Consider the following 13,452-nt stretch of genomic DNA (forward strand, 5'->3'; position numbering starts at 1 on the left):
CTGACGGCTGCCAGGCCGCCATGTCGGATCACTGTTGCCTTGCAACGTCGACATCAAAGGAGGGGCTCATGACAGCTCTGCACGCATTTTTAACTTCCCCATTCCTCGGCACCAGCACTTGGTTGTGGCTGGTGTTCATGGCCATCGTCATCGGTTTGCTGGTACTCGACCTGGGCGTGCTGCACCGCGAAGACCGCGAAATCGAAATGCGCGAAAGCCTGCTGCTGTACTCGGGCTATTTCAGCGTGGGCGTGCTGTTTGGCGTTTGGGTGTGGTACGAACTGGGCGCGCAGTCGGCGCTGGAGTTCTATACAGGCTTCCTGGTCGAACAGTCGTTGTCGATGGACAACGTCTTCGTCATGGCGATGATCTTCGGCTTCTTCGCCATCCCCCGCCGCTACCAGCACCGGGTGCTGTTCTGGGGCATCCTCGGCGTGGTGTTCCTGCGCGCCATCATGATTGGCGTGGGCGCGGCGCTGGTGCAGAACTTTGCCTGGGTGTTGTACCTGTTCGGCGCCTTCCTGCTGTTTACCGGGGTGAAGATGGCGCTGTCGAAAGAAGACAGCCACCCGGACCTGGCCAACAACCCGATACTCAAGTTCGTCCGCCGACACATGCGGGTGACCGACCAGATCCACGGTTCACACTTCTTCGTGCGCCTGACCCCGCCTGGCGAAAGCAAAGCTCTGCGCTACGCCACGCCACTGTTTTTGGCGCTGGTACTGATCGAGCTGGCCGACCTGGTGTTCGCCGTCGACAGCGTGCCGGCGATCTTCGCCATCACCCAGGACCCGTTCATCGTCTACACGTCAAACATCTTCGCCATCCTAGGCCTGCGCTCGCTGTACTTCGCCCTGTCGGCCTTGATGCACCGCTTCGTGTACCTCAAATATGCGCTGGCATTGGTGCTGATCTTCATCGGCTGCAAGATTTTCTACCACGGCATGGTGGGCAAGGTGCCTGCATTGCTGTCGCTGGGGGTGACGTTCGGGCTGTTGCTGGGCGGCGTGCTGGTTTCGTTGATCAAGACACGGAATGAAAAACCGGCCGTTGATGCAGTGCCTCTGCCCAGCGATGGCACGGCAAAACTGGCCAAGGAAACAGACCCCGAGTTGCGCGCCTGAATCACCGCGGCGTGGCAATCGAACTTTCCTACAAAGCCAAACGGATTTGGCTGATTGTAGTACTACTTCCCTATTAGCCAGCATGCGCGCTCCCTGCACACGGAGTGCCTCATGCAAAACCTTACCGTTCCAGACCTCACCCAACTGCGCGTCAACCGCAAGCTCATTGCCGCCATTGCCCTTCCATTGCTCGCTGTGGGAGCGTTGGTCGTGCTTTTCAACGGCGTCTATTTCTACAACGAAGCAGGCCAGATGACCCACGTCCGTACTCTCTTTGGTGAAGAGAAAGTGGTCGATGATGTCGGTTACGCCACCCGGTGGTTTGGCCGCAGCACGGTTTGGCGCCGTACCATCGGCGTGCAATCGGAACTGCAAGACGACAACCCGGACGACCGCGGCGGCCATCCTTCGGTGACCCTGGACAAACTGCCTGTCGTGTTTCTGGGCAACGTCGATGCCAAAGCCGAGTTCAGCACCCAGTTCCGCCTACCCACGGGCGATGCCTTTCTGAAGATCGCCCAGGAGTACCGTACGCCTGACAATTTCCTGCAACGCGCGTTAGTGCCGGCCATCAAGGAAACCCTGCAGGCCACTGCCTCGCTGATGAGCGCCGATGACTACTACGCCGGCAACCGCAGCCATTTCGGCGCGGAGTTCGAGAACCAGCTGGGCAACGGCCTGTACCTGACCAGCCGCAAGGAAATCCGTATACAACGCGAAAGCCACCCCGCACAAACAGCCATCCTCCAGGCCGGTACCGAGCAAGGCAGCTATGGCGACAACAGCGCTACCCGCTTCGTCATCGAAAAGAGGCTCGACAAGGACGGCCAGGAGGTGCGCAAACTGCAACAGTTCCGCCTGTTTGGTGTTGAAGTCGTGGACGCACGGGTTATGAACATCGACCCCAACCCCCAGTACCGGGAACGGATGAGGCGGGTGCAGGAGGCATTGGCCGAACTTGTCGTGGCGCGCCAGAATCGGCTCAAGGAAGAAGAAGAAAAACAGTTGGTGTCCGCTCGCGGTGCCAAAGACGTCGAGGCCAAGCGCCAGGAAAGCCTTCGCCAGCAAATAGAACGTACCACTCAGGCCGAAACAGAGAAGCAACTGACGTTGATCAACGCCGAGCGAGAGAAGCGCCGGGCAGAAATCGACAACCAGACCGCCGAGCTGCTGCGTGACAAGGCCCGCGTAAACGCCGAGGCCACCAAGATCACCGCCGATGCCGAAGCCTATGCCCGCGAGGCCTCGATCAAGGCAGACGGAGCGCTACAAACAAAACTCGACGCACTGGTGCAGATCAACCGCGCCTGGGCCGAGGCTGCGGCGAAGGCCCCGGTGCCGACGGTGATGATGGGGAGCGGCACCGAAGCAGGCGTTGGCCGACAGGATGAAATGAGCAAGCTCATGAGCGTGTTGGCGACCAAGGCCGCCAAGGACCTGGTGGTCGACCTGAAAACACAGTGACCTGCGCAGGCGCGGCGGTGAATGCACTCACCGCCCGCTGTGCAACATCTGTGCTGGCACGTACTTGCCGATTTCGTACTTGCCGATCGCCGCGCGGTGCACCTCATCCGGCCCGTCCGCCAGGCGCAGGGTACGCTGCATCGCATACATGTACGCCAGCGGGAAGTCTCCGCTCACCCCTGCCCCTCCATGCATCTGAATGGCCCGGTCGATCACCTTCAAGGCCACGTTGGGCGCCACCACCTTGATTTGTGCGATTTCGCTGCGGGCCACCTTGTTGCCCACGGTGTCCATCATGTAGGCGGCTTTGAGGGTCAACAGGCGGGCCATGTCGATTTCCATGCGCGAGTCGGCGATCTTGTCGACGTTGCCGCCCAGCCGTGCCAGCGGTTTACCAAAGGCCGTGCGCGCTACCGAGCGTTTACACATCAGCTCCAACGCCCGCTCAGCCATGCCAATGGAGCGCATGCAATGGTGAATGCGCCCTGGGCCCAGGCGCCCCTGGGCAATTTCAAAACCACGGCCTTCGCCGAGCAGGACGTTTTCGTACGGCACCCGCACGTTCTCGAACAGCACTTCAGCGTGGCCATGGGGGGCGTCGTCGTAGCCGAACACCGGCAGCGGGCGCACGATTTTCACCCCCGGGGTGTCGGTGGGTACCAGCACCATCGAATGCTGCTGGTGGCGCGGCCCGTCGGGGTTGGACAAGCCCATGAAGATCATCACCTTGCAGCGCGGGTCGCAGGCACCGGACGTCCACCATTTACGGCCGTTGATCACCCACTCGTCACCGTCGCGCACAGCGGTGGCGGCCATGTTGGTAGCGTCCGACGACGCCACATCGGGTTCAGTCATGGCAAAGGCGGATCGAATCTCGCCGTGCAGCAGCGGCTCCAGCCACTGGCGCTTCTGCGCTTCGCTGCCGTAGCGCACCAGCACTTCCATGTTTCCGGTGTCTGGCGCGGAACAGTTGAACGGCTCGGGCCCCAGCAGCGAACGGCCCATGGTTTCGGCCAACGGCGCGTATTCCAGGTTGCTCAGGCCTGCACCATATTCCGACTCGGGCAGGAACAGGTTCCAGAGGCCCTCGGCACGGGCCTTGGCCTTGAGCTCTTCCATGATCGCGGTGGGCTGCCAGCGGTCGCCCTCGGCGACTTGGCGCTCGAACACCGGCTCAGCAGGGTAGACGTAGGCATCCATGAACGCAGTGACGCGCTCACGCAGTGCCTGGACCTTGGGCGAATAGGCGAAATCCATCAGGGCTACCTTCATGGTTCAAAGGACATGGGCAGAGCCTAGAGCAGCAAGCCTCAATCTACCTAGTCTATTTTCCGCGTGTATAAACATTCATAACCGATATATGATCGGCCAATAATTCCAACAAAGAGCGGCGCCATGAACCTCAGCAAGGTCGACCTCAACCTGTTCATCGTCTTCGACGCGATCTACACCGAAGCCAACCTGACCCGCGCCGGGCAAATCGTCGGCATCACCCAGCCGGCCGTGTCCAATGCCCTGTCGCGGCTGCGTGAAACCTTCAACGACCCGCTGTTCGTGCGCACGGCCCAAGGCATGGTGCCCACGCCCATGGCGCAGAACATCATCGGCCCGGTGCGCAACGCGCTGGCGCTGTTGCGCACATCGGTGCAGGAAAGCCGCATTTTCAACCCGCTGCAGGCCAACAAAACCTTCCGCATCAGCATGACCGACCTCACCGAAGCGGTCATCCTGCCGCCGCTGTTCCAGCGCCTGCGGCGCCTGGCGCCTGGGGTGCTGATCGAAAGCTTCCTGTGCAAACGCCGGGAAACCACCAAGGAACTGGCCGCCGGGCGCCTGGACTTCGCCGTCGATGCCCCCCTGAACACCGACCCGCAGGTGCGCCACGTCAAGCTGATGCAGGACCGCTATGTCTGCGCCCTGCGCCAAGGCCACCCGCTGGCGGACAGCAAGCTGACCCTGGACGCTTACCTGGGCATGACCCACATCCATATTTCCAGCCGGCGCAACGGCCTCGGTTACGTTGACCTGGCGTTGGGCAAGATGGGCGTGCAACGCAAGGTGGCGCTGCGCTCGCAGCATTACCTGATGGCCTCGCAAGTGCTGCAGCAAACCGACATGGCCATGACCGTGCCCGAGCGGTTTGCCCGTCGGCACCAGTTGCGCTACCAGCCCTTGCCGGTGGAAGTACCGCCGCTGGAAACGCACTTGTACTGGCACGAAAGCACCGACCAGGACCCTGCCAACCGCTGGATGCGAGAGCAGATCATCGAGCTTTGCGAGCGTGTGGTGATGCAAGAAGAGCGTGAACTGGCACCAGCTTGAAATAATTTTCTATAACCAGTGCCAAACAGAGAATATTTTTACTCGCGGAGCGCTCTACCTCACACCATTAGGCAATAAACACCTGGCATTGGCGGATTAAGCTGATTGCAACGATCGCCGATTTGACGGCGACACATCACGGACCCGCCCCATGCCCAGCGCCCCACTCTACTTCGACTACGCCGCCACCACCCCGGTTGATGACCGGGTCATCGAAACCATGCTCACCTGCCTCGGCCGCCAGGTGAACTTTGGCAACCCCGCCTCCAGTGGCCATGCGTACGGCCAAGCCGCCTGCGAGGTGGTGGAGCAGGCACGTCGCCAGGTCGCCGAACGCGTTGGCGCCAATGCCGAAGAACTGGTCTGGACCTCGGGCGCCACCGAATCCAACAACCTGGCCATCAAGGGGATTGCACAGGGCCTCGGCCAACCGGGCCACCTGATCACCAGCCGGTTGGAACACAAGGCAGTACTCGACACTGTCAGCGAGCTTGAGCGCCAGGGCTGGGCGGTAACCCGCCTGGCCCCGGATGCGGCAGGCCTGATCCAGCCCTATGCCGTGCAAGCGGCGCTGCGGGCCGATACTCGCCTGGTGTCGCTGATGGCCGTCAACAACGAACTGGGCACCGTCACCGACTTTGCGGCCATTGGCGAACGGGTGCGTGCCCATGGTGCGCTCTTGCATGTGGATGCGGCCCAGGCCGTGGGCAAACTGTTGATCAACCTGCGGGAAATGGCCGTGGACCTGATGTCGTTTTCAGCGCACAAAGTGTATGGGCCCAAGGGCATTGGCGCTTTGTACGTCGGGGCACGTGCACGCGAGCTGATGCGCGCGCAGATTCACGGCGGTGGCCATGAACGCGGGCTGCGCTCCGGCACACTGCCCACCCACCAGATCGTCGGCATGGGCAGTGCCTTTGCATTGGCCGGCCAGCCGGGCGACAGCGAGCACCAGCGGCTCGAAGCGCTGGCGCAGCGCCTGCGTGAAGGCCTGTTGGCGCTGCCTGGGGTCCGCCTCAATGGCTGCGCAACCCAACGTATACCCCATACCTTGAACCTGAACATCGAGTCGGCAGGTTTCAACAGCCTGGCGCTGGCCAGCGAACTGGCGCTGTCGAGCACGTCGGCGTGCAACTCGGCAAGCAATGCCGCCTCACATGTGCTGCTGGCGTTGGGGCTGAACGAGCAACAGGCGCGCAAGAGCGTGCGGGTGAGCATCGGGCGGTTTACCACGCAAGCCGAGGTGGACACAGCGATTGCGGTGTTCGGGCGGGTGGTGGGTGCAGCGTCGGTGGCACTCTGGTAAGGCAGGGCGAGCGATACGGTTTAAACCCGTGCCTACAGGGCCCCGCGAAGGGGCCCGTCAGCCCGTCAGAGGAAGGTGAAGACCTGCGAAGCCGGCAACCGCGACTTGTTCAGCCCGGCATTGAAGTCTGCCTCGCTGCGGTAGCCCAGGCTCAACACCACCACACTGGTAAAGCCCTGCTCGCGCAGGCCCAGTTCGGCATCCAGCACCTTGCTGTCGAAACCTTCGATCGGCGTGGCATCCAGGCCATGCGCCGCGGCGCCCAGCAATGCAGTGCCCAGCGCCAGGTAGGTTTGCTTCTCCATCCAGTGCTGCACATCCTTGAGGTCGTGGCGGTGCAGGTTCACGTAGTGGCGACGTGCCTGGTTCTGCCCGGCACGGGCCTGTTCGTCACGAAAACGGCCATCGGCCGCCTCTTGATCAAGCACTGTATTGAGGTGCGCTTCGGTCATCTCGGTGCGGGTGCAAAACACGATCACGTGCGAGGCGTCGAGAATTTTCGGTGTGTTGTAGGCAAACCCTTCAACCGTACTCTTGGCCAGGCGCGCCTTGCCTTCATCGCTGTCGGCAACCACGAAATGCCACGGCTGCGAATTGACCGAGGACGGGCTGTGGCGCAGTTGCTCCAGCAGCGCGTCGATCGTGGCCTGAGGGATCTTGCGGCCCGCGTCGTAAGCCTTGGTGGTGTAACGGCGCTTGGCCAGAGAAACGGTATCCATGCTGCAACTCCATTAACGGGTACGGGATTTGTGCCGCATAGTATCTTTCCTGCAAATAAGAAAAACCGGCACAATGCAGGAACACTTTCACCCCTGGAGTGAAAATGCTCCGTATCACCGACCTCGAACTATTCGTACGCAGCAGCGCACTGGGCAGTTTCACGGCAGCCGCCCTTGAAGCCGACCTGCTGCCCGGCCAGGTGGCAGCTGCCATCAAACGCCTGGAGCGCGAACTCGACGTGCGCCTGTTCGCCCGCACCACCCGCAGCCTGCGCCTGACCGCCGAAGGTGAGCTGTACCTGCCCACCGCGCTCAATGTGCTGGAAAGCCTGCGTCAGGGCCGCGACAACCTGCACGGCGCCCACAGCACCTTGCGTGGCGTGCTGCAGGTGTCGGCCCCTTCGGACATGGGGCGCAACATCCTGCTGCCGTGGCTCAGCGAATTTCGCCGGGGCCACCCCGACCTCAGCTTGCGCTTCTTCCTGTCCGACGAAATTGCCGACCTGTTCCGCGACCCGGTGGATGTGGCCATCCGCTACGGCCTGAACGAAGACGCCAATTACATCGCCCTGCCCCTGGCGCCGTGGAACCGCCGGGTACTGGTGGCCTCCCCCGCGTACCTGGCCCGCCATGGCCGCCCGCAGAGCGTGGATGAACTGCAACAGCACGCGTGTTTGTTGTACCTGCAGCTGGGGCGTGTGTACGACAAGTGGCGGCTCGGCAACCGTGTGGTGCAGGTGAGCGGCCCACTGTTCAGCGACGACGCTGATGTGGTGCGGCGCTGGGCGCTACTGGGTGAAGGGATTGCCTACAAGTCGTGGCTGGATGTGAGTGCCAATGTGGCAGCCGGCGAACTTGAAGTGTTGCTCCCGGCGCAACCGGGCGAGCCAACGCCGGTGACACTGGTGTGCCCGCATCGCAAACAGCTGTCCCCAGCGGTGTCGCAACTGCACTTGTGGTTACGTGACCGGTTTGCAGCGTTGCAGCCGCCTGCACAATTGTTCTAAACGCCCGCCCGCGGCTGGGTTAAGGTGGAGTGCCTTACACCCGGCAGCGCAAAGACCATGGCCAACTGGATCGACCTCAAGCAAGACGCCGAGTCGGGCATCGAGTCGGTCCGCGCGCATTTCGTTGGGCACGCCTACGACCCCCATTGGCACGACAGCTTTCTGGTGGGCTACACCGAACAGGGCGTGCAGCAGTTCGATTGCCGCAAGGTGCGCCACAACAGCACGCCGGGGCATGTGTTTTTGCTCGAACCTGGCGACATCCACAATGGCCAGGCCCCAACGGCCGAGGGCTTCACCTACTCAACCCTGTACCTGGAACCGCGCTGGCTGGAAGCCGAACTGCGCGCCCTGTTCGAGCAGGCGCCCAGCGACAGCCAGCCCAGCTTCGCCGCCCTGCTGCACCATGACCCACGGCTGGCCGGGGCTACCGCGCGCGCCTTCCAGGCGGTACATGGCAAAGAACTGCGTATCGTGCGCCAAACCGCCACCGACGACTTGCTTGGCTGCCTGACCCGCCACCTGCACTGGCGCAAACGCCTGAACCCTGACCCACGCCTGCCGCTTACCGCGCAACGGGCCCGGGACTACCTGCATGCCCATATGCACCTCGACCTCAGCCTGGACGAAGTGGCGCAGGCCTGCGGCGTCGACCGCTTCCGCCTGACCCGCGCGTTCAAGGCAGCGTTCGGCCTGGCGCCCCACGCGTACCTGATCCAGCTGCGCCTGGCCCGCGCCCGGCGCTTGCTGGCCCAGGGGCAAACACCTGCCGAGGTGGCAATGGCCCTGGGCTTTGCCGACCAAAGCCACCTGGGCCGCTGGTTCCGCCGGGCGTATCAGCTGACCCCGGCCGATTACCGCCGCCGCTGCTCAAACCTTCCAGACTGACGCCGCGCGGCAGGCGAGGATGGGGCTCAGATTCATTGGAGCCTTTACCATGTCGCAATCGTTGTCCGCCTTCCTGCTTTTTGCCCTGGTCGCCAGCATCAGCCCCGGCCCTACCAACCTGTTGATCCTCGCCCACGGCGCCCGAAAGGGCCTACGTGCCAGCGTCGCGCCAATCCTGGCCGGCTGTTGCGCAGCTGCGGGGGTGGTGCTGCTGGTCGGGCTGGGGCTGGGGGAATTGCTGATGCGCCATCCGCAAGCCCAACACGTGATGACCTGGGCGGGCGTGCTGTGGCTGAGCTGGCTGGCGTGGCGCATGCTGCGCAGCGCCGGGGAGCCACTGGACGTCGGCGCGGGCAAGGTGTTCAGCGCGACCAGCGCCGCCTCGTTGCAGGTGGTCAACCCCAAGGTGTGGATGATGGCGGTGGCGGTGATTGGCGTGTTTGCCGCCCCGACGCTGCCGGTGTGGCAACTGGCGCTGGCCTTCTTGCTGATTGCCCTGCCCTGCATGACCGCCTGGGCACTGCTTGGGGTGGGCAGTACCCGCTGGCTCCGGGCGCCGGGGCGGTTGCTGTGGTTCAACCGGGGGTTGGCAGGGTTGCTGCTGGTTTCGGCGTGGGCGGCGGTGTTGGGATGAGGGGGAAGTAGCACAAGTCGAATTTTCCTACAGCACTTTGGGAAGCCCGAAGCTCCTCGGTGAATGCATTCCTCGTTAGGGTTCAGTGGTTGGTTTTTATCGCTGAGTCCTGGATTGCCTGCGAGGAGTTTTCATGACGAAATACACAAAGAATGACACGGTGCGCCGCCCCTACAAACGCGCCCTGCAACCCAACCACCCTAGCGCCCCACGCGTCGGCCAGGCCATTGCACCCCCGCCATGCGAACGCGGCATCCCGCTGTACCCCGTGCGCTACGGCATCGCCGATGAGCCGCTGGATCGCGCAACCTTCCAGACCCTCAGCGTCGACCAGTACCCACCACTGCACACCGCCAAGACCTACGGCCTGCGGCTGTTGCGCCCCGGCAGCTATGTCTACCTGTTCTACTTCCAGCATGGGCGAATGAAAACCCGCCATTACCAGGTCACCGAAGACATCCGCTTCGCGCACCTGTGGTGGACCGATCAGTGCTACACCAGCGATGCCCCGGGCAGCCACGCCGTCCCCGACATCCTGCGGGCCGCTCACCACGTGCTCGCACCCGAAACCCACATTGCCGATACCGTCTACCTGCTGATCAGCGAAGCCCTGCTCAGCCACGCCACCCTGTGGCGCATCGAACAGGACGAAGGCGGCATCCGCAGCCAGCTCGCCACCGCCGTGCAGCCCGCCGAACTGCCCTTGCAGCCGCACGTCTTCGATGCCGCCTACGTGGGCAATGCCGTGGCTGAACTCAAGACCAGTGGCACGACGGGAATCTTCCCGGCCTTTCCAGACGCAACCCAGCGCCTCAGTCTCATGGCCCGCTACGGCCAGGCGCTGCACAACCTGGTCTGCAATCTGGGCCCGCAACCCGGTGTAAGCCCCCTGGCGGTAGCGCTGCATGACCCCATCGGCATCCTCAGCGAACTGCACCACCTGGCTACCCTCACCGTCGAGAGTGCCACCCGCTACACCGGCCAGCACGCGCACCGCCTGCAAAGTGCCAAGTTCATCACCGGCTACTTCAAGAACGTCGAGAAAGCCGCCGGGACCAACACCGAAACCGCCGACACCCTCACCCGCCAACGCAAGTTGGTGGATTACGACGGGGTGATGGCATTTGAAAAGCAGTACACCCGGGAATTATCCAAGCGCACCCTGGCCATCGATGCCCAAGTCAAGGACATCGCGGCCTGGGTGATGCATCACGAACCTGAGCACATGCTGGGCATGGCCCTCAGTACCTTCGACCTGCAGGTAAAAGCGTTCGCCGACGCCTTTGAGGCCGTGGTGTTCGATTGCCTGGGCGGGCTGGTGCATTCGGCCGAAGGCCGGCAGTGCCTGCAGCAGGTGGTGATGGAACAACCGGAAAGGAGCCCGTTCTGGCTGGCCCTCAGCAATGGCAGTGAGCTGTTGGCCACGCGCTTTGCCGAAAAGGCCGGCGATATCACTAAGGGCGTGCTGGCGGTGGTGGACAACTACCTGCAGGAGTACGCCGCGACCCCCGCCACCAACGCTCTGCTCGGGCTACTGCAGGCACTGCCGGCGGGGCATCGGGCGGATGTGCTGGTGCCGCGGTTGAAGCACGTGCTGGAGATCCGCTTCGCGGCCACGATTGTGCTGCATGAAATAACAGTGGCGGACTTGATGCGTCAGGCGCGGGAGTTTCAGCGGGGTAATGCGCCGGGGAAAGAATATTTGAAAACGTGGAAGCTGCCGGCGCCGAAAATGGCGCAATTTGCGTTCACGGCGCGGGTGCATGTTTATGAGTTGGTAAAGGTTGGGGAGACGACCTATCAGAGCGTCGAGGGGGCTGAGTTCGGTAATGCAAGCGGTCAGGCGCGTAAGAGCGTAGGGAATGTATTTGCAGGTATGCATAGCATGATCACCGCTGGTTTGGGTCCATCGCTGGCTGGTATCGGCGGATACCTAGCGATTACCAGCTTCTCCAGTGCAATCAAGAGAGCCCGCCAAGAGAGCAGCACTTTCTTGGAGATCGGGGATTTAGCAGGCGCCACCGCGGCTCTGATCGGTGCTGGCATTGAGGCGACAGCGACAGCAATTGCCATCGGCGCACAGGCATCTGGAAGAGGCGCTTTAACAATTGCTGCCAAGTATATTTCCGCCAAATATGGTGTTTCGATATTTGGTGCAGGCGGCGCCGGAATAATATCAATAGTGGATAGCATCAGAGGCTTAAGTGCTATTCGAGACAACAATCCCGAACAAGCCAGAATCTATTTTGGCTCCGCTGTGGCAGGAGGTGTGATGGCCCTGGCTACATGGGCAGGCGGCACTGCGACGGCGGCAGGAGCGCTTAGTGGATCTGCGGTTGCGGTGCTCGGCCTGACCCCACTGGGGTGGGCGGTGGTCGCGATTATAGCGCTAGGCATTGGCATTGCCTTCATGTACGGCGTAGACATGACCAAGCATGGCCCGGTCGATATCTGGCTTAAGCACAGCGCATGGGGCCAGCACTACAAGCACTACACCCATCAACAGGAGCTGGATGCAATACACAGCTTGTATTACCGCCCTCGCATTGCCGTCGACTGGCAGCAAACATCGGGGTTCAGGGTCGGCGCGCTGCATATCAACTACCAGCTCCCCTTTACAGATACTCCTTCAAAGGCGACGTTCCACACGCGAATGTCTTTCAATCGAGACCACCGAACGCTCACACAAGTGAACGGACCTCTGGTTCATGATGCGAGCGCCAGAGCATTCGACCCTGACCATGAATGCCTGGTGACACCGACGTATCACGCCGGGAAGCCTAGCGGCTGGACAATCCAAATGCATCAATCTGTAAAAGTACATTTCGAGTTCATATTCATCCCGAATGCGGACCAACCAGAACTTCACTTCCTTCAGCCAGGGGCGCCCACCCCACTGGAGTTTAAATCTGCAAACCTGTTTTCAGAACCTGTCGACCCCGCCCAGCTTGAGCCCATTCAGGGGCAAAAATGAAAATAAAACGATTACCCAAAAGGCTCAGATTCGCAGGTACAAAGCTGCATCATGGCCTCCACCAGCGTATTGCACCACAGCCAGACGGCGTACGTCGCGTCAATGAAACATGCGTTGAACTGGAGACGTATGCGAACCTGGTTCAAAGCGCAAGTGCAGGCTTCATTGGTGTCTCAGTCTTGGCCTCTCTGATTACCGCAATCATCATCGCGGCTTTAGTGGGCACGGACGCCAAGACATTGATGGGCATTTTTATCTGGAGTCCAGCCTTACCCTGTTTCGCCGTACTCTTCTACTTCGCCAGTGGTGCCCATCGTTGCCGCGGTGCGTTCATTCGCATCAACCGCAATACACGCAAGCTCTACTTTATCAACCCCAAAAAACCTGAACGGATGCATGTAATGGACTGGGATCATGTTGAAGGCATTGCCGGATTCATTCCCATTGTTACATCGCACGGTTACACCTCACGCCACCCGCTCTATCTGCTGAGCGTTGATCATGCGATGGCCCCCCCTACTGAGATTTGCATTGCCTGCGGTAACCTGGGGGTCATTGATGGAGATCGTTCAGCGCGCATGCTTTGGACTTACCTGCAATGGTTCATGGCAAAGGGGCTCGAAGGCCTACCTGAGCCTCCTCCATTGAAGACGAAACCAAGTCGACGTGAAGCGTCTATCCAACCTTATCGGGAGTGGGTTACAGGGTTAAGAAAGGAACTTGGAAAACCTTACGGCTGGCTATGGTCTCCCATTTCAGTCCCAGTTTGGTTGTTTTTGTTATTCTTCAATGCATATCCCGACAGCGTTGAAGCATGGATTCAGTACAATGTTCCTTACGCTGCTTTCCCTCGGGAAAATGATGTCCTCTGTGGCTTTGCTGAAAACCGCAGATCCGTCACATGCGGAAAAGGCGTCAAGCTGGAACAATAGTGCATCTCGCACTGCCCGACGCCCCAGTACCCGGAGATAGGGAGGATGCATCAATTGCCACTTCGCGGGCTGGCTTCACCCC

At 61.3% G+C, this 13,452-nt stretch carries 11 protein-coding genes; 9 read left to right on the top strand and 2 right to left on the bottom strand.

Features of this window, described 5'->3' with window-relative positions; all coding sequences use genetic code 11:
- Window positions 1–68 precede the first annotated feature (68 nt).
- Window positions 69–1,124 carry a TerC family protein gene (locus PVV54_RS15630; RefSeq protein ID WP_274906122.1) on the top strand — a complete coding sequence of 352 codons (1,056 nt, stop codon included), beginning with the start codon at window positions 69–71 and terminating at the stop codon, window positions 1,122–1,124.
- Between the two features lie 111 nt (window positions 1,125–1,235).
- Entirely contained in the window at window positions 1,236–2,588 is a 1,353-nt protein-coding gene (locus PVV54_RS15635) for an SPFH domain-containing protein (protein ID WP_274906123.1), read from the top strand.
- A 27-nt stretch (window positions 2,589–2,615) separates the two neighbouring features.
- Here the strand turns inward: PVV54_RS15635 and PVV54_RS15640 are convergent, their stop codons facing one another.
- A complete protein-coding gene (locus PVV54_RS15640; protein ID WP_274906124.1) occupies window positions 2,616–3,845 on the bottom strand; it encodes an acyl-CoA dehydrogenase in 1,230 nt (409 codons plus the stop codon).
- Between the two features lie 138 nt (window positions 3,846–3,983).
- Between PVV54_RS15640 and PVV54_RS15645 the strand changes: the two genes are divergently transcribed.
- Window positions 3,984–4,910, top strand: coding sequence for a LysR family transcriptional regulator (locus PVV54_RS15645; protein ID WP_274906125.1), 927 nt, complete (start codon window positions 3,984–3,986; stop codon window positions 4,908–4,910).
- A 151-nt stretch (window positions 4,911–5,061) separates the two neighbouring features.
- Window positions 5,062–6,216, top strand: coding sequence for an aminotransferase class V-fold PLP-dependent enzyme (locus PVV54_RS15650; protein ID WP_274906126.1), 1,155 nt, complete (start codon window positions 5,062–5,064; stop codon window positions 6,214–6,216).
- A gap of 65 nt (window positions 6,217–6,281) precedes the next feature.
- Here the strand turns inward: PVV54_RS15650 and nfsB are convergent, their stop codons facing one another.
- The gene (gene nfsB, locus PVV54_RS15655) at window positions 6,282–6,935 is read right to left on the bottom strand and encodes an oxygen-insensitive NAD(P)H nitroreductase (protein WP_274906127.1); all 654 of its coding nucleotides are present in this window, start codon (window positions 6,933–6,935) and stop codon (window positions 6,282–6,284) included.
- Between the two features lie 104 nt (window positions 6,936–7,039).
- On the opposite strand from nfsB, the gene PVV54_RS15660 reads away from it, so the two are divergent.
- The 5 genes from PVV54_RS15660 to PVV54_RS15680 all read left to right on the top strand — a co-directional run bounded on the left by PVV54_RS15660 (window position 7,040) and on the right by PVV54_RS15680 (window position 13,370).
- On the top strand, window positions 7,040–7,942 hold the full coding sequence (locus PVV54_RS15660) for a LysR family transcriptional regulator (RefSeq protein ID WP_274906128.1): 903 nt from the start codon (window positions 7,040–7,042) through the stop codon (window positions 7,940–7,942).
- A 57-nt stretch (window positions 7,943–7,999) separates the two neighbouring features.
- Window positions 8,000–8,830 (top strand): AraC family transcriptional regulator, encoded by an 831-nt coding sequence (locus PVV54_RS15665; protein WP_274906129.1) that lies wholly within the window; start codon window positions 8,000–8,002, stop codon window positions 8,828–8,830.
- 49 nt (window positions 8,831–8,879) lie between these two features.
- Window positions 8,880–9,464 (top strand): LysE family translocator, encoded by a 585-nt coding sequence (locus PVV54_RS15670; RefSeq protein WP_274906130.1) that lies wholly within the window; start codon window positions 8,880–8,882, stop codon window positions 9,462–9,464.
- A gap of 133 nt (window positions 9,465–9,597) precedes the next feature.
- Window positions 9,598–12,438, top strand: coding sequence for a toxin VasX (locus PVV54_RS15675; protein WP_274906131.1), 2,841 nt, complete (start codon window positions 9,598–9,600; stop codon window positions 12,436–12,438).
- A complete protein-coding gene (locus PVV54_RS15680) occupies window positions 12,435–13,370 on the top strand; it encodes a DUF6708 domain-containing protein (protein ID WP_274906132.1) in 936 nt (311 codons plus the stop codon). The genes PVV54_RS15675 and PVV54_RS15680 overlap by 4 nt, the downstream gene beginning before the upstream one ends.
- Window positions 13,371–13,452: the final 82 nt, after the last annotated feature.

Origin of the sequence: Pseudomonas sp. PSKL.D1 (genome assembly GCF_028898945.1) — a bacterium.
Classification (GTDB): Bacteria; Pseudomonadota; Gammaproteobacteria; order Pseudomonadales; family Pseudomonadaceae; genus Aquipseudomonas.